Genomic DNA, 22,285 nt, shown 5'->3' with positions numbered 1-22,285 from the left:
AATTATCAATATAGTAATCATATTCGCAAAAATATTTGTGATTTATATTTTGAATATTGTAATAAGTGTGCTGGTGGTGTTTTATCTTTGTTTTATAATTTAAAAAAGGAATTCATGGAGAAGAATTAAAAAATAAAGCACCAAAAAATTTAAAAACATTTTTTCGTTGACTTAAAAAAGATGAAAGATGATTAAAAATAAAAAAGAAAATTAAATAAATTAAAAAACAACATTCAAGATATGAAGTTAAAGAAATAGGTTTATTACAGATGGACGCTAAATATTTTGTACCAAGTAAATTTTCATTTGATAAAAAGTATTATGTTTATAATTTTATTGATGAAAAAAACAAAATTAGCATTAGGATATGTTTATGATAAATTAAGTATTGATAATGTTATTGCTGCTGTTAAAAAAGCAATTAGTGATTTTAAAAATATATTTGGTGTTAAAATAACATGAATTAGAACTGATAACGGTTCTGAATTTATTAATAATTATCAGAATAATCAAAAAATTAGTGTTAAAAAAAACTAATTTTACTCAATTTTTAGCAGATAAAAATATTTTTCATCAAACAACACCGTTTCGTTCTCCACAGTCAAACGGTAAGATTGAAAGATTTCATCAAAATTATACTAAATTATTTGTATTCGAAGAAAAAATATTTAATGCAATTAGTTTACAGAATAAATTAAATGATTATTATTATTTTTATAATTTTGAAAGAGTGCATAAGTCTTTAAATTTTCAGACACAATTTAACTTTTTGAATAGTTTAATTAAATAATTTTAAATTATTAAGTTTTTGTATTTAAACTAATTTTTAGTTTGTTTAATTTTATATTTTTTATTTATTTATTTTATGATATTTTTATAATTATAAATAAATTATAAATAAATATTTTTATTATTTTTATTATTTTACTGCCGCAATAATATCTGATGGTAAATCTAACACTGGTGTTCCTTGTGCTAAAAACTCATTAGTAATAAATAGCATAAATTCATCAATTGTAATATCATTTATTAATAATGATCGAACATTAGTTACTCATTCCGGAATTGATTTAATTCCTTTTGAAATAATTTTATCTTGACTAACATTTAAGTATTTTTGCATTTTACTTAAATCAACATCAAATAAAAATGTTCCATGTGTAGCAACCGATTTTTATACTTTATTTGTGCATTACCAGATATTTTTTTGCCATCAATTTCAATATCATTTTTACCAGCAAACTTATCATTTAAACCAAGTTTTTGTAAAACATTAATAATAGGTTATAAAATAATTTCATAATTTTGCGCAATTTTATCATTTTTATTAACAATAATGGAAAACACAAATTACCATCATCTTGATAAACAGCCCCACCACCTGTTATTCGACGAGCAACATTCACCTTATCAGTTTCAACCGCTTGTAAATTAATTTCTTCAATTGTATTTTGATTTCGACCAATAACAATTGTATTAAAATTTTTTAACAAAAAATGTTGTCTTTAATATCACTTTTTAAAAAGATACTCATCTAAAGCCAAATTAAAATAAACATCTGTAGAAGAATTTTTAAAACAAATTATTTTTCTTATTTTTTAAAGTAATTTAATCCTAATACTTCTAAGCCTGTTAAAGTAATAAAGTTATATGGCTTATTAAAATGTGGCAAGAAGAAAATATCAATTAATGGTAGTTCATCAATTGTAACTTCCTTCATAATTGCTAATGAAAACATATACATAACTTCGGTATGATTAGCCTCTGAAGCTATTTGTGCACCAATAATTTTTCTTGTTTTTTTGTCTCAAAGAATTTTAATTAAAACTTCTTGATATGTATCCATAAATTCTGGACGATCATTATCCATAAATGTAATTTGATCGTAATCAAATCCCAAATCTTTTGCCACCGTTTCTGTCATTCCTGTTGAAGCTAGCGCTCAACCAAAAACATTAATTGCATTTGAACCTTGGAATCCTGGTGATGCTAAACCTGCTGGTTTTAAAGCATTAATAGCTGCAATAACTCCTGTTCGGACAGCATTTGTTGCTAAAGCAATATATGCTGCCTGTTTCTTAGCATTATCATAAACTTCAACACAATCACCAATTGCAAAAATATTTGGGTCTGATGTTTGCATATATTGATCAACTTTAATGGCTGCATTTTTGTCTAAATCAATAACACCATTTAAAATTTCTGTTGCAGGTTTAAAACCAACTGACCAAATTACTAAATCAGCATCATATGAACCTTTATCTGTTACTACTTTTGTTACTTTATTATTGTTACCCTCAAATTTAATAACTTTTTCGCCACCACGTAAATTAACAACCGCTTTACGCATTGCTCCTTCAACTTTATCAGTAAAAGGTTTGTCGTAATAACGTTGCATAATGCGCTCTGAAATATCAACTAAAGTAACATTTTTTCCTTTTTGATGAAAAGCATAAACTAATTCAACGCCAATGTATCCTGCCCCACATACAACAACATTTTGAATATTTTTGTCATCATTTGCTTTTTTTACTAATTCCCCATGTTGAAATCATTTAACAATATGAACACCTTCCTGCTTAATTCCTTCAATTTGTGGAATAATTGGTCAAGAACCAATCGCTAAAATCAATTTATCATAATTATCATCAAATTCATTTCCTGATTTTAGATTTTTTACACGAATTTTTTGATTTTTATTATCAATTGATAATACTTCATGCTCCATGTTTACTTTAATACCTTCATTTTTTAATACTTCTGGTGAAGCATAAAATAAACCGTTTGGATCTTTTACCTCTCCTGAAACTCATAGTGCAATTCCGCATCCTAAAAATGAAATATTGTTGTTTTTATCATAAGTAACAATTTCTACTTTCGGATCTAAACGCCTTAAGGTTCTAACAGCAGTTGTACCTGCATGGTTAGTTCCAACTACAATAATCTTCATGTTATATTCTCCTTTTCTATTCTTAGTAGTATTAATAGTTCTTTCAATATAACTAAATGTGCCAATAGTTATTTTGTTATGGCATTTATTCCTGAAAATTAAATTATACCGTAATGTTATTATATACCTGTTACAAAAAAATAAAAAAGAAAAATCATAATTAAAAACAGAAAAAATTGTAAAAAATATAAAATTTTTTTAAAATTTTATATTTTTTACAATTAAATTAACCATTATTTTTCAAAATGTTTTAAAAATCAACGACCTTCAACAGATAACAAGCGTTGTGTTTGCTCATTAAGCAATGTTTTTTCTATTTCTTTATCAATACGATAAATTCGTGCATCTAAATTATCTAAAAATGATAAGATTTCTGCTTCTAATAAGTGTGGTTCAATAGGTGAACCATATTCCAATCGACCATGGCTAGATAAAATCATATGTTCTAATAAAACAATTTTTTCTGAATTTAAATTATTACTTTGGGCAAGATGATTTAATTCATTTGCCATAATTGAAATATGACCAAGTAATTTTCCTTCAAATGAAAAATCATTCGTAGCACCACTTGTAATTTCAATAACTTTTCCTAAATCATGTAAAATAACACCACAATATAATAGTTCCGCATCAATTAAACGATCATGATAAACATTGACAACATTTTTTGCCATTTGCAGCATAGTTAAACTATGCCAAATTAAACCTGATTTAATTTCATGATGATTACGAATAGCAGCTGGTCAAATTTTAAATTGCTCAGCATATTTTGCTAAAATTAAAGTCATAATTTCACGATATTCAGTTGTTTTCATTTTTTTTACTGTTGTAATAATTTCATCATACATTGCATCTGCTGGAAGCGGCGCAACTTCAATAAAATCATCTAGATTAATACTGGCATTATCAATAATATTATAACTATTAATTTTTGCTTGTAAAACTTTTCGATACTCAATAATATTAATATTTACTTTGTAACATTTACCTTTAATTCAACTTTCAATGTCAGCAGGACGAGCATCTCATAACCTTGCTTCAATTGTTCCAGTACGATCTTTCAAGGTTATTAATAAATAAGTGCTGCCATTAGATGCTGTCCCTTGGGTCACCTTATCAGCAATTACGATTAATTCTACATTATTAACTTCTTTTGTTAAATCTTTAATATTCATTTTTCCCCTCCTAGAAATAAAAAAGTGAGTAATAACTTTTTATCTTATAATAAAAGCCCTGGATTTGATAATAAATATGCAACATAATGGATAAATTTACTTGCTTCAGTAATATCAATTACAGCTTCATTATACCCCAATGTAATTACCATAATATCACGAATTGCAATATCATTTTTTTCAACCACAACAGGTTTTTTAAAAATAATACCCATTGCAATTCCGGCAACATTATCATATGGAATTGTAAATGTTCCCCGTGTTATTCCATATTCACCATAATTTATAATTGAGAATGAGGCATTTTGACAGTCCTTTTCTTTTAATTCATTATTAATACTTTTACTTATTAATTTTGTTACCTTTGAAGCAATTTCTTTAATTGAAACATTTTTTAAATTATATAAAACAGGCATTTTTACTGCAGTATAACTATCTACACTAAAAGCAATATTATAAAATCATTTTAATAAAATTTTATTTTTCTGACTAATAAAGGATGCATTTAAAACAGGGAATTTTTTTAATCCATCATAAACTGCTTTAACATAAAAAGGCAATAATGTTAATTCAATATCATTTTGTGAATATGCTTCACGCATAATTAACAATAAACTAACTAACTCACTAACATCAACTTCAACATCAATAAAACCATTAACAATATTTTTTTTACTTTCCATAATTTCTTTTGCACGAATAATTGCTTCTTGATTTAATTTTATCTTATCAACTTGCAAAGTTTGTGGATTTTCTTTTATTTTATGTTCTGAAGAAATAGAATGTTCCCTTGACGTTATATCTTCTGACTTATGCTTTTTAAGATGAGAGGAAACAGACGAATGAACCGTTGAATGTGACTTTGAATGTTCACCATGATGTCCCTTCGACTTATCCTCTACTGGCTTATGCTTTTCATAATGCGACGAAACAGACAAATGAACCGTCGAATGTGACTTTGAATGTTGGCTATGATGATCCTTCGGATTATTTTCCACTAATTTATCTTGTTCTAAATTTATAATAGGTTCGATTTTTGAATCATCAACATTATTTATACTTTGAGAAAAATTACTTTTTAATTCTTCTTTTGTATAATTTTCTTCTTTGTATTCTTCTCTATCAAAGGGTTGATGATGTAAGGGGTCTATTTTTTTATAATCAACTTGTTTTCTCGCAGCCATTCCTGCTGTAAATGATAAATCACGTTCTAAATTTTCAAGTTCTTCAATAACTTCTTCTTCTTCAATTCTTATTGTTGCTAAATCATCTTTAACAATTGCCAAATCTTCTTTTAAATCACCCAAATCTTTTTGCAATGTTTCAATATTTTCTTCACTAGGAATATTCTCAAGAACATTTTCAACTTTATTTTTAAACAGAAATGTCTTTGAATCATTATTCTGGCTAAAAAATGGGGTTGAATCTTGTACTATATTTTCTTCTGATAAATCAATTTCAATTGAATCTTCAAAATCATCTTGTGAATTTTCACCAGCTACTTCACGTGCTAATAATGTTTCAATTAATTCTTCGCGAAAAATTTCTGTTTCTGATTTTTTAACATCAATTGGTGGCCGATTTTGTACATTATATTTTCCAGAACCATTAAAATAAATAGTATTATAGGGTTGCTCAAAATTATTGTCATGTTCATTAAGGGTTGCCTCAAATGGCAATAAATTTAATAAAACATCACCACTATTAATAACTTTATTTTCATAAACAATAATATTTAACACTTCACCAGTAATTGGCGCTTTAATTTCATAAACTTTATTTTGTGTAATAATGTTAGAAAGTTTATCCCCCTTTTGGACAACTTGTTTATTTGTAACAAAAATTTTATCAACAATTCCTTTGCAATTATCATCCGCTTCAAAAATAATTTTTGTCATACCCAAACTTCCCCCTATTTTCTAACTATATATTAGCATAACTTTTATTCTTTTAAATAATTAGTTTCTAATTCTTGGTACATTGCTTCCATTTTTCTTTTTGCTTCTTCATTTGTTTTATCAACACAAACAAAATAGAATTTTATTTTTGGTTCTGTTCCACTTGCACGAACTGCAAATCAACTACCATCTGCAAAATAAAACTTTAGTAAGTCTTGGCCTGGCATTTCATATAAACCATACAAATAATCTTCTTTTTTAATACATTTAATTTTTTCTAAACTAGTAATTGTTTTTTGTCGTAATTTTTTTAACATATTATTAATAATTTTTTTACCATCAATTCCATCACGAACTAAATTAACTGTTTTACAATAAAAAAAACCAAATTTATTATATTGTTCAACTAAAACATCATATAATGTTTTTCCTTGATTATGATAATACCAACAAGCTTCTGCTAAGACTAATGATGATTGAATTCCATCTTTATCACGAGTTATGTCTTTTAAAACATAACCATATGCTTCTTCAAATCCAAATAAAAATTCTAGCCCTTTATCTGCTGCTTTGCTCATTTGATCCCCAATTCATTTAAAACCAGTTAATGTTTTAATAACTTGAACACCATAACTTTCAGCTACTTTATCTGATAAATTTCCAGTAACAAAAGTATTATACATAACCCCATTTTTAGGTAATGTTTTTTGACGTTGATAATGGGAAAATAAATATTCAATTAATACCGGAGCTGTTTCATTTCCAGTCATTAAATAATATTCATAATCTTTAATTTTAACACCAATTCCTAAACGATCAGCATCAGGGTCATTTAAAATGATAACGTCAGCATTAATTTTTTTCGCATATTTTAATGCTAAATCATAACATTCTGTTAATTCTGGATTCGGATTAGGGGCAAAAGTAAAATTAGGATCATTATCAAATTGCTCTTCTACAATCGTAACATCATAGCCACATTCTTTTAAAATTCGTGGGGTTCATTCTTTACTTGTTCCATGCAAATTAGAAAAAACAATCTTAATATTACGTTTTTGATTTGGATAAAAATGCATTGCTTTAACATCGCTGACATAATTATCCTCGACTTCTTTTGCAACATATGTAATTAAAGTTGAATCTGGATTTAAAGTTAAAGTAAAAACTTCTTCTTTAATTTTTAAGTAATTTTCACCAATGATATCAGTTGCGACTGGCAAAAACTGTGAACCATTATGATCATAAATTTTATAACCATTATATTCACGCGAATTATGACTTGCTGTAATAATAACACCCGCTAACGCTTTTATTTTTCGAATGGTATAAGAAACGATTGGCGTTGGGCGAAGGTCATTATTAGTAAATAAAATTGCTTTAATATTATTACTAGCAAAAATATTTGCTACTTCTTGTGCAAATTCAGCTGAAAAATGACGGTTATCATGCCCAATTACAATTCCTTTTGATTTTAAATCTGTCGCAGAATAAATTGTTCTTAAATATTGCATAAAAGCTAATGTTGCTCTTCGAATTGTATATAAATTCATTTTTCCGGTTCCTGGACCTAATAATCCTCGCAATCCAGCAGTTCCAAATTCTAAATCATCTGAAAAAGCAGCAATTAAATCTGCTTCAGACATTTGTTGAAATTCAGTGGCTAATGTTGGATCTAAATTTTTAGCATCTTTCCATAATTTTAAATTATCTAAATATGACATCTTAATTCTCCTCTTTTTTTAACAAGCAACAAAGTTTTTGGTTTTAACCATAAAACATTCTTGTTTGCTACAACCAATAATTCTACCTTATATAGTAAATTTTTCTATTTTGATTTTATCTATTTTATTGTCTTCATATTATTTAATGAGATATTTTCTCTATATAATTTTATAGATACTTAAATTAGCACTTATTACTATTGAAACAATAATTAAATACCAACTATAATTCAATATTATTTTCTTTTTTTTTTTTTTTTTGATTAAAACAATCTTTGTAAAGATTGTTAATTTGTTCATTTCCTATTAACAATTTCATTAAGTGTAATTCTTCATTTTTAACATTTCATTGTATTTATTACAAATTTTCATATCTTTTTGTAACCTTCTTTATTTTTTATATTCATTATAAATTATACTTTTATTTTTAACTATTTATCAATAAATTTAATTATATTAAATATAAAACTACAAGTAATAAAAATTCATTGATAATTTTGCATTAAAAATAATCTTCATTATGAAGACCATATTAAATTGGTAATTCAAAATCATAAATTTTTCCTTCAATAATATAAATTAATGTTTCGGCAATATTAATAATATGTGTTCCAGCCCGTTCAATTGAACGTAATTGTTGCATTGTTAAAGTAATAACTTTAATTTCTTCTTTTGATTTTGCTTCACGAATTTTTTCAATTAAAGCATCATTTTCAACTTTATAAATCTTGTCTAATTCAGTATCATATTTTAAAATATTATATGCTGACTCAATTCGTTCTTCCTCAAAAATATTTGATACTTCTGTTAGCATTTCAATGACTTTTGCAACTAATTTTTTTAAAAAATTAATTAACTTTGTTGAAGGTTTATATTTGATATAATAACGACAAATACTTTTTGCATAATCTGCAATACGTTCAACTTCTTTAACAATCAAAATGAAACCAACTATTCGTCGTAAATCTTTTGCAACCATTTGTTGTTTTGCAATTTTTCATAGTGAAACTTCAATGAAAGCCTCTTGCATTTTATTAATTGTTTCATCAGCGGAAATAACACTTTGAGCAAGCTCAACATCATTTGTTTCTAAACATTTAACCATATCATCATATTGATTTTTTGTCATTGCAATCATATCAATAATCATTTGTTTTGTTTGTGCTAAATCATTTTCAATTTTTATGCTCATATTTTGTCCCCCTCGTTTCATTATTCAAAACGCCCAGTAATATAATCTTCTGTTTTTTTATTAGCCGGACGAGAAAAAATAATCTTAGTTTTATTATATTCAATTAATTTCCCTTTTGCAAAAAAAGCAGTATAATCAGCAACTCGTGCGGCTTGTTGCATATGGTGGGTTACTAAAACAATTGTAAAATCTTTTTTTAGTTGGGTAATTAATTCCTCAATTTTTGATGTTGAAATTGGATCTAATGCACTGGTTGGTTCATCCATTAACAAAATTTTAGGTTTCATCGCAATTGCCCGGGCAATACATAAACGTTGTTGTTGTCCCCCCGATAATGCAAAAGCAGAATCTCGTAAATTATCTTTTACTTCATCTCATAATGCTGCTCGTTTTAAATTTTCAACAACAATACTATTAACTAATTTTCGATCACGAACCCCTTGATTCCGTGGTCCATAAGCAACATTATCATAAATTGACATTGGAAATGGTGAAGGTTTTTGAAATACCATCCCAATGTCTGTTCGTAATTTAACAATATCTGTTTCAGGACTATAAATATTCTTCCCATTAATTAAAATTTCACCTTTAAAAATTGACTTTGGCTCAACATCATTCATTCGATTAAATAAACGCAATAATGTTGATTTTCCTGATCCTGAGGAACCAATAAAAGCAGTAACAGTATGTTCTTTAATTTTCATTGAAATATTAAAAAGAGCCCTCTTGTTTCCTTTGTAAAAAAAGTCAACATTTTTTACTTTAATTAAATCTGGATTATTATCTGATGAATCAAATGTTGGATTCTTAATAATTACTTTTGGATCCATTATTTTTTTCCCTTCTTCTTCGTCTTATTTTCTTCATGGCGTTGTTTTTTCTTTGGTACAAATTTTTTTCAAAAATTATTAAAACTTTGCTTTTGATGAAGATAATTTTCTTTTGAAAAGAAAAATTTCAAGTTATTAATTCGATTTTTTCACTTCGCTTTAAATCCAATATTAACATAATTTGGTGCAAATTTCTTCCCTAAAATATGGGCCAAACTATTTGATAACCAAATTAAAACCATAATCGCAAAAGCTAATTCAAACATAATTCGAATTGCTCCTGCTGTTGTTCCTTCTTTTGAGAGCATTAGAATTTGTGTTGTCATACTTGCACCTGGTGACATAAATCCAGCAATTGGTAACCGTACCGCGGTTCCTAATGTTAAATAAACTGGCGCTGATTCACCAATAACACGTCCAATTGCTAAAATAATAGCAGTAATAATACCTGGCATCGCATTTGGTAAAACAACTTTCAGCGTTGTTGATGTTTTATTAGCTCCTAATGCTAATGAGGAATGTCGCAATGAGTTTTCAACACCTGATAAAGCATCCTCAATACTACGAATCATAATTGGTAAAATAACAATTGTTAAAGTTAAACCAGAGCTTAAAATGGATAATGGTAAATGACAAACACCAATAAAGAAAGCTAATCCAAAAGTTCCATAAATAATACTTGGTGTTGATGATAAAACATCAATTGCAAAACGCACCACTTTTACAAAAATGCTATTTGGACGAGCATATTCATTTAAATAAATGGCAACCATTAATGATAATGGTATCGCAAAAATTATTGAACAAATAACTAATAACAAAGTAACTAAAAATGTTGAAAGAATTCCTGCTCCGTCATCAAAGATTGATGTTGAAATTATATCACTTCATACCATTCCAAATAATCCTTTTCAAATAATTGTAGCTAAAATAACTAATGTAAATGATACAACAATTACAGTTGAAGAGATTAAAAAAAACATTCCGATTCCATCTTTAAACTTTTTCAAACCCCTTGTTTTTTCAATATGTTCATAAAATAACTTATTAATTTTATTAGCATTATATGATTTACTTAATCGTAAACCTTTTGTTGTTTTACGAGCATGATAGTTTCGTTTTCGATTATGAAATGCTTGTGATGAAATAATAAAAATATTAATAATACAGACGATAATAAATAATACTAGTCCAATTGCATATAATGCTGATTCATGCATTGGGCCTGAATTTTCCAACATTTCTAATCCAATTGTTGATGCTAAAGTTGCTATTGATAAAAAAATAAAATTAATAAAACCATTTCCAAGTTTTAAACCATCTGGTACGTTTCCAGCAATCATCATCACCGCCATTGTTTCTCCAATAATCCGTGCAACTCCCATCATAATAGCAGTAATAATTTTAAATCAAGCTGAACGTAAAACAATACGATAAGTTGTATGGGTTTTACTTAATCCTAATGCTAATGAACCAAAGCGATATGAATCAGGAACATTTTCTAAAGCATTGATTGATAATGAAATCATAATTGGTAAACCCATAAAAGCTAAAGTAATTGATGTTACTAATAAGTTTGAGGTTGAAGGAGCGCCCATTAACATGAAAAGCGGTCCTAAAATTGCTAAAGCAAATAATCCAAAAACAACAGATGGAATTCCAGCTAGCAATTGGATAATACCAATCACTTTACGTTTAATCCTTGGACTTAAATATTCTGAAATATATAATGATGAAAAAATAGTTAACGGAATTGCAAATATTAAAGCAATTAATAAGACAAAAAATGTTGAAATAATAATTCGTAAAATACCAAATTGATTATTATTAGCATTTCAAGTATTACCTGATAAAAAGCCTCAAAAACCACCAGGATAATGCTGGAAAAAATAAATTGATTTATAAATTATAAAACCAACTAAAGTTAATAAAATTAAAATTGTTAAAATCGCAAAACAATAAATAATAATTTTTGAAGTAAAATCAATAATTTGTTTTCGTCCACGAAAATTATTTGTAAAACGAATTTTTCATAATGTTATTTTTTGGGAAAACGGTTGTTTTTCTTTTATGACTTCTTTCTTGGCCATAGTTAATTCTCCATTCCGTTATATTCATATTCAGAATATGCTTGATATTTTTCGGGAAACTTTTTCACAATAATATCTCAAATACTTTGATAATCTGATTTAAAATTTCAAGCTACTTTTTCATTATAAGTTGTTCTTCCACTTTTTGCAAAAGTTGTATTATTATTATACTTTCGGAATAAAAAGTCATCAATTGATAATGGTTCTTCGCCTTCTTCCATATATCAATATGCAGGATCATGTGGACTTAACTTAAAATTTGGATCATAATAAGGATTATCTTTCCCATTCCGTAGTTTTGGTTTTGTTTTTGAATATGGTAATGGATTTAACATTCATGCAATAAAAGGTAAGGCATTATTGAATTGTTTTCCTTGATAATTAATAATTCCAGTAAAGGGTCTTGTTAAAGAATAAGCTGGATTAAATTCATAATTATTATTAATAACTTTATATGGTAATTCTGGTTCTGTAGTTCCTTTACTAATAACACTAGCAATTGCTTTTGATCCTAAATCTTCATTGCTAATAATTCTTTTAATATATGAAAAAGAAATATAACCAATTGACCCAGGAGTAGTTGAAATTGCTTGATACATTGAACCATTTGATGAAGCTACTTGATTTGTTTTATATTTTTTGCTTTTAATTACTGCTGATTCAAAAAAATCTCTTGTCCCACTTCCAGACTCACGTGTTAAAGTATAAAATTTATTGCTACCACTACTACAAACTAATTGAGAACCAAAAGCTTGTTGTCAAGTAAAATTTGGATCAGTATAAATCTTACGAATTAATTCAGTTCCTTCTCCACCAAAAAAACTTTGAAATTGTAACGAATCTTGGTGTAGTTTAATTTGACAACCATTTGGTAAATGATATACCAAGATAATATAATCACGGGCAAAAACAAAACGACCAGTATGATAATCTGATAATAGTTGTTGAACATTAGAGCGGTTATCCCCTGGTTTAGGTGTTGAATTAACATCTTTTGATAAAAAACCAAAAGCATAACTACCATTTTTTACACCAACTAAGGAAGCAGCACTTCCTAATGAATTATATAAAATATCTTCTTTGTTATCACGTTTATATTGTTCCGTAATATTTGCCATTACTTGGGTAACTGATGTACTCCCTCCAACAACAATTACATTACTTGCCGATGCAATTGTTCAAATAATAATTGATATTACTAATACCAAAGCATAACCAACTAAAGTAAACATTTTATGATGGCTAATCTCTCCTACTACACTCTTAAGAAAATGTTTTTTTTCTTTTTTTTCCTTAACAGCCTTAGTAGATTCGTTTGGCTTCATTTGTTAAGTTTCCTCCCCTTTATATGGTTTTATTTCTTTAAAACTTATTTATACTAATTGTATCAAAAAAATAAAAAATCATAAATAATTTATGCTTTTTTATTTTCAAGTTTATTCTCAAATTCTTTAATCATTTCAGCAGCTTGTTGTAATTTAATTCCAACAATTTTTGTAACTCCTTTTTGTTGCATTGTTGCCCCATATAATACATCACAATGTTCCATTGTTCCAACGCGATGGGTAACAACAATAAATTGAGTGGTATCAACAAAACTACGAATATACTTAGCAAATCGCTCAACATTTGCTGGATCTAATGGTGCTTCTGCTTCATCTAAAATTACTAATGGAATTGGTCGGACTTTTAAAATCGCAAAAAGAACTGATAAAGCAACCAATGATTTTTCTCCTCCAGATAATAAATTTAAATTAGCAATATTTTTTCCTGGTGGTGATACTTTAATATCAACTCCTGTTTCTAATAAATTTTCTGGTTCAGTATAAATAATTCTTGCTGAACCACCCCCAAATAATACTTCAAAAGTTGAAGGTAAATTCTCATTTACTTCTTTAATTATTTTATCAAACTGTTCTTTCATAATACTATCCATTTCATCAATTGACTTTAACAAGTTTTTAACCGAATCATTTGCATCGTTATATTCATTATTCATAAATTGAAAACGATCATTTTCCTCTTTATATTCTTCAATTGCTTCTAAATTAACATTGCCAATTTGAGATAAGTCACTTCGTAACTGTTTAATTTCATCACGAATTAAATCTTCATTATCAATTACTTTTAATTCCAATGTCTTAGCATGGTCATATGTCATTTGATATTCTTCTGTTAGTCTTGTTAGATTTTGCTGAATTTTAACATTAATAATCGATAAATCAGTATTCATTTTGCTAATTTGTTCTTGCAAAGCTGAAATATAATATCGTTTTTCTCCAATTTGATTATTAAGCTCATTGATTACTAATGACTGCTTATCTTTTAAATTACTGGCAACATTTAATTGTTGTTCAATTTTTGTTTTTAAAAGTTCTTTTTGTTTAATTTGATCTGTAATATTAAGCACTACTTCATTTTCAACTATTTTTGTTTCATTAATATTTTTTGATGTTAGTAACTGATATTCATTTTGCAACTTTGTTTGGTCATAAATAATAATTTCAATTTGTCGTTTCCCTGCCCCAATTGAAGCTTGATTTTCAGCAATAACTTCATTAATTTCATCTAATTGTCGTCGAAGCATATTTAATTGTTTTAAAATATTATGATATTCTTCAGTTTGCATTGCTAATTTTTCATTAAGAATTCTTAATTCTTTTTCTGGATTAACAATGGTCATCCGTGTTCGTCTAGAACCCCCTGTAACAGCTCCTTGCGGGCGAAGAATTTCGCCATCTAATGTAACAATATTATAACGATATTTTGTTAACTTTCCAATTTCTTGTGCACTATCAAAATTAGTACAAATCAAATAGCGACTTAGTAAATAATCAACTGCAATTCGAAATTCTTTTTTTACTTTAACTAAATTATTTCCTAAGCCTAAATATCCTCGCACTGATTTAATTACAAATTCTTCATCACTGTTAAGATAGAATGGCGATATTACATCTAACGGAATAAATGTTGCTCGTCCAGCACGGTTTTGTTTTAAATATGAAATTGCTCGTTTTGCACTATCAACATTTTTAACTAAAATATCTTGTAAACGCCCACTTAAAGCAGTCACAATTGCTTGCTCATATTTTTCATCAACATTAATAATATCTTGAACTAATCCCATAATTCCAGGCAAAACATTTTTATTATTAATAATATTTTTAACACCTTCATGTAAATTATCCTGATTTTCAAAATTATGTTGTGCACGTTCTAATTCACTTTCTAAACGAATAATTGTTTTATTAATTGCTCCTAATTGCTCATTTAGCCCAGCTTGCTTTGTATTAAAAGTTTCACGTTGAGCACGATATTCTTGTTGCTGTGTTTCTAATGTTGCCAATTTTTCACGTTCATTTTGAAAGTTAACAGTTAATTCATTATAATTATTAACCATATTAGTAATAGTAATATCATTATTAGACATTTTTAAAGCTGCTTCTTTATTATCTAATTCAATTTTATGTACTTTTAAATCACTAATTTCTGAAACTAAACTTTGAAATTCTTTAGTTAAAACATTAATTTTACTATCCAAATTAAAGTTTTCTTTGTTTAATTCATTATATTCAATTTCTTTATTTTTTAATTCTCGATCAGCATCTTGTTTTGTACTAATATTTTTTTTCTGCTGTAAGCGTAATTCTAATAATTTGTCATTAAAAAAAGTAATATCTTTTACTAAAACAGCTAATTCAATTTGATTTAATTTATCTTTTAATGTTTTATATTTGATTGCTTTTTCACTTTGCCGTTTCAAACTTGGTAATTTACGTTTGATTTCATTTAAAATATCTTTTAAACGTGCTAAATTCTCATTTGAACGGTCCAATTTTTTTAAAGCTTCTAATTTACGACGTTTATATTTTGCAACCCCAGCAGCTTCTTCAAATAAAGCACGTCGTTCTAATGGCTTTGCTTCTGCAAAAGCATTAATATTTCCTTGTGAAATAATTGCTAATGATGACTTTGTTAAACCACTATCCATTGCAAAATCCTGAATGTCTTTTAAACGAACTCGCTGTTTATTAATAAAATATTCATTTTCACCATTTCCTCGAAAAACACGACGAATAATTTCGATTTCATCATAGTCCATTGCAAAAATCCGGTTTGTATTATTAAAAATTAGTTTAACTTCTGCTATATTTAATCCTGGTTTTGTTTCTGACCCATTAAAAATAACATCTTCACTATTATTCCCACGAAGTGATTTAATTGATTGTTCACCTAAGCATCAACGAATTGCATCATTAATATTTGATTTTCCGCTTCCATTTGGTCCTACAATTCCTATCATTTCATGATCAAAATTGACTATTAATGGATCAGCAAAAGATTTAAAACCAAATGCCTCTATTTTTTTTAAAAATAACACTACTCATCACTTCCTTAAATCTCAAAATTAACAACCAATTTATTCTTTAATAATTATTCTATAAAAGTTTATTATTTGCAACTAAAATTAATAAAAACATTAAAATAAAGTTTACTAATGAAAAATGAAAGTAAAATTTATTCTTATTTTATTCTCATTTATAAATACTTACTTTTTCTTATTTTTTTCTCTTTTTTTACTATTTTTTATTCTTTTTGTGTTTTAATAAATAACTTTAATTTTTCTCATAATTGAAAACCATTATTTTGATGATCTGATAACAATAAATTTAAGAAAATTCCAGCAAATGCTACTAGTGCAACACCTGTAAATTGTAAATTACCAGTCCTTAAATTAAAATTAAAAACCACCCCTCCTAAGCCTAACATTAACATAATTGCTGTTACAAAAACATTTTTCATATTTGTTGTATAATCAATTTGATTATTAATTAACACTCAAATTCCGTTTGTAGCAATCAAACCAAACATAATCATACTAATCCCGCCCATTACTGGTGCTGGCAACATTTGTACTAATTGATTCACTGGAGCAATAAATGATAATCCAATTAAAAACAAGGCAGCCAATCCTGTTACTCATACCTAAGCAATTCGTGTCATCCCAACTACTGAATCATTTTCACCATATGTTGTATTTGCTAGTCCACCAACTAAACCATCAAAAATAATTGAAACTCCATCAGCAACTAATGTCCGATGCATTCCAAGGTCTTTAACAAAATTTTTTCCCATCATTTGCCCCATACTAAATATGATCACCAATATGTTCAGCAATCACAATAATTGACAAGGGACTAATTGCTAAAATAGCTGGCCCAATATTACTTGCTTTTAAATCTCAAATTTTTTTAAACGATGTATATCATCGTCATTGACTTGGGTCAATAATTTTTGATGTATCTAAAATTTGATATTCTGTTCCAATTGCTAAATGAAGAATTACACATAATAAATATCCTGCGACAACACCAATAATGACTAGAACTACCTTAGCAAATCCTTTACATTTCAAAGCGATAATTGCTGTTACTAAAAAGGTAAAAATAGCAATTCCAATCCCAATCCAATGTGAATAAGGTTGCTTTCAAGCAGTTGGATTAAAACCAGCATTATTAATTGCACTTGGGGCAAATGACATTCCAATAATAATTAATGGTCCAATAATTACTGCTATGAAAATTCGTTATATAAATTTATTACCAATAAAATATACTAATACTCCAAAAGTGATATAAATAATACCAACCATCATTACGGCAATAAAAACCGCATTGACATATAAAGGAAAACACACCCCCATTACTCCCATATATGCAAACGAACTTACCAGAATTTATTGGTCATACTTTTGCAGTGGTAATTGCAATATAAATTAATGTTCCAACCCCTGAACAAAAACAATGCCATTGCAATGTTCATAACTTCAACTCCAGCTGTTTGATTAATAATTAATGGTACTAACACCGTAGAACCAAACATAGCAAAAATATGCTGTAATGCTAAAATTGACCATTGCAAAAAGTTTTTTGGGCAATCATGTGGACCTAATAATAATTTAATATTATTTTCAATTAAAGTAGTTTATTATTTTTCCATTATTTTTTATCCTTCTTTTTTAAAATTGCATAAAAAACTAGTTTGTAAATTATTAATAACTAGTAAATTGCATTATTAACATTAATTATTGTTTTATTTTGTAGAATATTAAAGATATAAAAAACAATCTTCTTTTTTGTAAAAAACTTCAAATTTTTTCATCAAACCAATTTGCATTTTGTACCTCAACATTGCTGGAGATAATTATAACATTTTTTAATATTAATGTAAAAAATTACTAATATTTTTTTATTCCCATTCAATTGTTCCTGGTGGTTTTGATGTAATATCATAAGTAATTCGATTAATTCCATGAACTTCACTTACAATTCGAGCTGATACTTTTTCCAATAATTCAAATGGCAGCCGACTTCAATTTGCTGTCATAAAATCAGTTGTATCAACACTGCGCACAACAGCAGTATATCCATATGTTCGTACATCGCCCATTACACCAACTGACTGAACAGGTAATAAAACAACAAATGCTTGTGCAACTTGATCATATAAATTTGCCTGATATAATTCATCAATAAAAATTTGATCAGCTGCTTGTAATAAAGCTATTTTTTCTGCGGTAATTTCACCAATAATTCGGACTGCTAAACCTGGTCCTGGAAACGGATGCTTATACACAAATTTAAAATCAATGCCCAATGCTTCACCAGTTCGGCGAACTTCATCTTTAAATAATTCACGTAATGGTTCAATTAATTGAAATGGTAAATCCTTTGGTAATCCCCCAACATTATGATGCGATTTAATTGTGGCAGATGGTCCCTTCACTGAGACAGATTCAATCACATCTGGATAAATTGTTCCTTGTCCTAATCATTTAACATTTTGAATTTTTATTGCTTCTTCATTAAAAATTTCAATAAATAAATTCCCAATAATTTTTCGCTTTTCTTCTGGATTAGTAACTCCCTTTAAAGCAGTTAAAAATCTTTCTTGCGCATTAATTTTAATAATATTTAATTTAAATTTTTCTTGAAATTTTTGTAAATCATTTCATCCACTATTTTGGCGTAATAATCCGGTGTCAACAAAAATACATGTTAATTGTTTTCCAATTGCTTTATGTAATAAAACTGCACAAACACTAGAATCAACACCACCTGATAATGCTAAAACAACATTATCAGTTCCAACTTTATTCTTAATCTCAGTTATTGCTGCTGAAATAAACTCTGTAATTTTTCATTTTGGCTGACAACCACAAATGTTAAAAACAAAATTGCTTAATAATTGTTGTCCAATTAAAGTGTGGGTTACTTCTGGATGAAATTGTAAACCATAAATTTTTTTTTCTGAATGTTTAATTGCACTAATTGAATTTTCACTATGAGCAATTTGAATAAAATTTGTTGGCATGCCTTCAATATAATCGGCATGACTCATTCACACTTGTGATTTAACAGGGATGTTCGCAAATAAATCTTCTTGATTATCAATAATTAATTCTGAAAAACCAAATTCTTGTTTTGTTGCTCGTTGTACTGTCCCTTCATGTAAATGACTTATTATTTGCATTCCATAACAAATTCCTAAAACAGGAACTTTTAATTCAAACAATTGTTTATCAATTAAAAATGCATCTTCTTCATAAACAGAAGCAGGCCCACCTGATAAAATAATTCCTTTCATTGATGTTGTTTTAATTTTTTCTAATGCTGTATTATATGGTCATACTTCACAATATACTTCTAAGTCACGGATACGACGGGCAATTAATTGAGTGTATTGTGACCCAAAATCTAAAATAATAATTTTATTTGTTGTTTTCATTTATTCACCTCTCCATATGTATACATTTGGTAATTGTCGAAATTGGTCATTATAATCAAAACCATAACCAACAATAAACTCATTTGGAACAATAAATAGTGCATCATAGGGATAATTAAAATTTGGATGCATAGCAATTTTATCTGCTAAGCAAACTACTTGTAAACTATTTGGTTTTTTTGCTTGAATTTGTTCAATGACAGCCGATAAAGTTTTACCAGTATCAATCAAATCTTCAATTAATAAAACATCTTGTCCAGTAATATCTTTTGAAATATTCTTATGAATAGTAAGTTTATTTGTTGAATGAGTTCCAATGTAACTTGAAATACTCATTGTATCAATCACAATTTGAATTTTAAGTTGTTTTAACAAATCACTCATAAAAAATAATGCTCCATTTAGTAAACCAATACAATATAATGTTTTGCCTTCGTATAATTTATTTAATTTTTCCGCATAATCCTTAATTTTATTTTGAATTTTATCCTCTGGTAGATATAATTCTAATTTGTCTATTTGCACAATTGTTATTCTCCTTTACAAAATAAAAAAATAAAAGCATAAACTATCATTGCTAATGTGCAAAATAGGTTATGCAAATTATTTTTGTTAAATTTACTAAAATAAAACAAAAAAAATTATGCCATATAGTATCTTAATGACGATAAGATGTATAAACATTAGTCCATAATACTAATATATATCAGCATTTTATCTTTTTATCACACGTTAACTATAACTTATTCTTAAAATTAATGCAAGATAATTTATAAAACTTTAATGTGGAAACCATATACATTTAAGACCAGTTCTATCGTTAGATTAAAAGTATACTGCTTTTTTATTAATTTTTAAATCAACTAAATTAAATTTAAAAAATGACAAAGTACATTCAAATGCATTAGTAGCAGCCAATTTATTTCAGCCAGGACGTTCGTCTCTAATATTCGTTTTTTCGTAATTAAGACATTTATATAATTCATCATATAGGTAACCATATTTTTTTGTAACTATATCTTCACCATTAATATTTTTAGTAACAGTTAAATTTTTTGAAAAATATATTCTTCCAGAAGATAAAAAGCGTTTTATCGTAAAATGTCGATCAACTATTTTTCATCCTTTTTCACCCGTAACCAAAATCCAACTAATACTATTTTCAAAACTTTTTTCATCTCAATTATGATTAATAATTAATTTTCTCGAACAAAATCGTCTGCTGTTCGTGCATCATTCCCAATTCTATATTTTAAATTTTCTTTTAATTTATTGTATTTTAAAAATCAATCATTAACTTTATTTGCCATACTATAAACCTTTTTAGTCATATCTTTAAATTCAGTAGTTGAAATTGATTGTTCTTCTAAAATATAAATTTCAGTTTGAACATTATTTTTGTTTATTCTACCCCAACTAAAATTTGTACAGCATCGTCTTTTCCTTGAATACTACTATCTGCATAATAAGACCCAACAGCTATAAAACTAAATCAATATTTATTAATATCTTTTCATCAAAATTCAGTTGGATCAATTCATTCTGATAAAGAAAAACTTGGTTTTTCTGTTATATAAACTCTAATTTTTTACCCTTATAAATTTGTGTACAACAAATTGTAATTTTATCAGATTAAGCTCTAATTACATTTTTAACATTATTTCCTGTTAACGATAATAACGGATAAATTCAATAATCTTTTACTTCGGCTTCGTAATATATTAAATCATTGTAAATTTCCTCACGTGCCTTTAATTTATATGTAAAAGCTTCATTAAAATTTTAATTTAATTTTTTATCATTAATCATTGTCAATTTTTTCCTTTTCAATTGCCTTTTTGCTCATCATTTGAATCGATGAAGCAATATTCTTGTCAGTTGTTAAATCAATTGTTACTTTTACTTTTCATTTTGAAAAATCAATATCTTTAATATCATTTTTTTCTGAAATATTATATTAATTCAAAAACATTAAAAATTTTTTACCAAAATTCGACAAAAAATTTAAAAATAACATTTTTTCTCGTTCAATAGTTGGCCATGTTAAAAATTGTTTTGAATAAATTTCAGCTGTTATTTGTTCAGCGGATTTAATTTCATCAATATTAGGAATTCCTAAGTCTTCTTTTATTTCATTTAACATATCAATTCTAGTATTTCACATAGTTTGCATTATACTACGTGGTTGTCATGTGACAATTTGTTCTTATAACGTATTCGAATATTGATCAACAGCATTAGGTTTGATGTCGCTAAATTTTTTTAAAAGTAGTTTTTCCGGAAATTTATAATTCTGCTGAGTAACATTTTCTGGTAAAACATCTTTACCGTTTCGCATAATTCCCCCACGTTCTCAAAATGGCAAAAATACTAATGATTAATCATATGCTGTTAAAATAACTAATTTATTATCTATCGATATGTTTTGTTCGTGGTAAACCTTCTTTATTAATTTTTAAAATTTCTATTGGTAAAAATTTTTGATTTTTTTCATTTTTTTATAATTTTAAACTGTTAATTGTATCTAAAGTAAATATTTTTTTATATTTTTAGAATCAACTTGTTTATTATTGGTTAAATATCATATATTTCTTGTTATTGTTGTTTCATTTTGAAAGATAGAAACTATTTCATTTAAACT

19 protein-coding genes and 2 pseudogenes are annotated in these 22,285 nt (G+C 26.9%); 2 read left to right on the top strand and 19 right to left on the bottom strand.

Going from position 1 to position 22,285, the window contains the following annotated elements:
• The first annotated feature begins 339 nt into the window (after window positions 1–339).
• Together SKUN_RS09705 and SKUN_RS09700 are read left to right on the top strand one after the other, a co-directional pair.
• A complete protein-coding gene (locus SKUN_RS09705) occupies window positions 340–537 on the top strand; it encodes a hypothetical protein (RefSeq protein ID WP_200903004.1) in 198 nt (65 codons plus the stop codon).
• Complete coding sequence (locus SKUN_RS09700) at window positions 521–790, top strand: integrase core domain-containing protein (RefSeq protein ID WP_200903003.1); 270 nt, start codon at window positions 521–523, stop codon at window positions 788–790. Before SKUN_RS09705 ends, SKUN_RS09700 begins: the two co-directional genes overlap by 17 nt.
• A gap of 129 nt (window positions 791–919) precedes the next feature.
• Here the strand turns inward: SKUN_RS09700 and SKUN_RS11715 are convergent.
• From SKUN_RS11715 to SKUN_RS11165, 19 genes and pseudogenes are all read right to left on the bottom strand, one after another.
• Window positions 920–1,493, bottom strand: a pseudogene (locus tag SKUN_RS11715) (lipoate--protein ligase family protein).
• 98 nt (window positions 1,494–1,591) lie between these two features.
• Window positions 1,592–2,950, bottom strand: a complete 1,359-nt coding sequence (locus SKUN_RS01435) for an FAD-dependent oxidoreductase (RefSeq protein ID WP_053390560.1) — start codon at window positions 2,948–2,950, stop codon at window positions 1,592–1,594.
• 233 nt (window positions 2,951–3,183) lie between these two features.
• The gene (locus SKUN_RS01430; protein ID WP_053390559.1) at window positions 3,184–4,125 is read right to left on the bottom strand and encodes a 3'-5' exoribonuclease YhaM family protein; all 942 of its coding nucleotides are present in this window, start codon (window positions 4,123–4,125) and stop codon (window positions 3,184–3,186) included.
• Between the two features lie 44 nt (window positions 4,126–4,169).
• Window positions 4,170–6,023 (bottom strand): 2-oxo acid dehydrogenase subunit E2, encoded by a 1,854-nt coding sequence (locus SKUN_RS01425; protein ID WP_053390558.1) that lies wholly within the window; start codon window positions 6,021–6,023, stop codon window positions 4,170–4,172.
• A 44-nt stretch (window positions 6,024–6,067) separates the two neighbouring features.
• Window positions 6,068–7,744 carry a phospho-sugar mutase gene (locus SKUN_RS01420; protein ID WP_053390557.1) on the bottom strand — a complete coding sequence of 559 codons (1,677 nt, stop codon included), beginning with the start codon at window positions 7,742–7,744 and terminating at the stop codon, window positions 6,068–6,070.
• A gap of 532 nt (window positions 7,745–8,276) precedes the next feature.
• On the bottom strand, window positions 8,277–8,936 hold the full coding sequence (phoU, locus tag SKUN_RS01415) for a phosphate signaling complex protein PhoU (protein ID WP_053390556.1): 660 nt from the start codon (window positions 8,934–8,936) through the stop codon (window positions 8,277–8,279).
• Window positions 8,937–8,956: 20 nt separating this feature from the next.
• A complete protein-coding gene (gene pstB, locus SKUN_RS01410; protein ID WP_053390555.1) occupies window positions 8,957–9,766 on the bottom strand; it encodes a phosphate ABC transporter ATP-binding protein PstB in 810 nt (269 codons plus the stop codon).
• Window positions 9,766–11,856: a phosphate ABC transporter permease PstA gene (pstA, locus tag SKUN_RS01405; protein ID WP_053390554.1), complete on the bottom strand. Its 2,091-nt coding sequence runs from the start codon at window positions 11,854–11,856 to the stop codon at window positions 9,766–9,768. The genes pstB and pstA overlap by 1 nt, the downstream gene beginning before the upstream one ends.
• A 2-nt stretch (window positions 11,857–11,858) precedes the next feature.
• A complete protein-coding gene (gene ptsS / locus SKUN_RS01400; RefSeq protein WP_053390553.1) occupies window positions 11,859–13,181 on the bottom strand; it encodes a phosphate ABC transporter substrate-binding protein in 1,323 nt (440 codons plus the stop codon).
• An 89-nt stretch (window positions 13,182–13,270) separates the two neighbouring features.
• Window positions 13,271–16,237: a chromosome segregation protein SMC gene (locus SKUN_RS01395; protein WP_053390552.1), complete on the bottom strand. Its 2,967-nt coding sequence runs from the start codon at window positions 16,235–16,237 to the stop codon at window positions 13,271–13,273.
• A gap of 206 nt (window positions 16,238–16,443) precedes the next feature.
• A pseudogene (locus tag SKUN_RS11180) lies at window positions 16,444–16,962 on the bottom strand (solute carrier family 23 protein).
• A 43-nt stretch (window positions 16,963–17,005) separates the two neighbouring features.
• Window positions 17,006–17,398, bottom strand: coding sequence for a solute carrier family 23 protein (locus SKUN_RS11175; protein WP_268794856.1), 393 nt, complete (start codon window positions 17,396–17,398; stop codon window positions 17,006–17,008).
• Between the two features lie 185 nt (window positions 17,399–17,583).
• On the bottom strand, window positions 17,584–17,739 hold the full coding sequence (locus SKUN_RS10195) for a hypothetical protein (protein ID WP_235511367.1): 156 nt from the start codon (window positions 17,737–17,739) through the stop codon (window positions 17,584–17,586).
• Window positions 17,740–18,105: 366 nt separating this feature from the next.
• Entirely contained in the window at window positions 18,106–19,644 is a 1,539-nt protein-coding gene (guaA, locus tag SKUN_RS01385) for a glutamine-hydrolyzing GMP synthase (protein WP_053390551.1), read from the bottom strand.
• Entirely contained in the window at window positions 19,645–20,169 is a 525-nt protein-coding gene (locus SKUN_RS01380) for a phosphoribosyltransferase (protein ID WP_053390550.1), read from the bottom strand.
• A gap of 300 nt (window positions 20,170–20,469) precedes the next feature.
• The gene (locus tag SKUN_RS01375) at window positions 20,470–20,787 is read right to left on the bottom strand and encodes a hypothetical protein (protein ID WP_053390549.1); all 318 of its coding nucleotides are present in this window, start codon (window positions 20,785–20,787) and stop codon (window positions 20,470–20,472) included.
• A 53-nt stretch (window positions 20,788–20,840) separates the two neighbouring features.
• Entirely contained in the window at window positions 20,841–20,975 is a 135-nt protein-coding gene (locus tag SKUN_RS11170) for a hypothetical protein (protein ID WP_268794854.1), read from the bottom strand.
• A 626-nt stretch (window positions 20,976–21,601) separates the two neighbouring features.
• Complete coding sequence (locus SKUN_RS01370) at window positions 21,602–21,817, bottom strand: hypothetical protein (RefSeq protein ID WP_053390548.1); 216 nt, start codon at window positions 21,815–21,817, stop codon at window positions 21,602–21,604.
• A gap of 33 nt (window positions 21,818–21,850) precedes the next feature.
• Window positions 21,851–21,982: a hypothetical protein gene (locus SKUN_RS11165; RefSeq protein ID WP_268794853.1), complete on the bottom strand. Its 132-nt coding sequence runs from the start codon at window positions 21,980–21,982 to the stop codon at window positions 21,851–21,853.
• Window positions 21,983–22,285 lie beyond the last annotated feature (303 nt).

It is taken from the genome of Spiroplasma kunkelii CR2-3x, assembly GCF_001274875.1.
Classification (GTDB): domain Bacteria; phylum Bacillota_I; class Bacilli_A; order Mycoplasmatales; family Mycoplasmataceae; genus Spiroplasma; species Spiroplasma kunkelii.
Note: the sequence above shows the minus strand (reverse complement) of the source record. Positions and strands in the feature narration are given on the sequence as shown.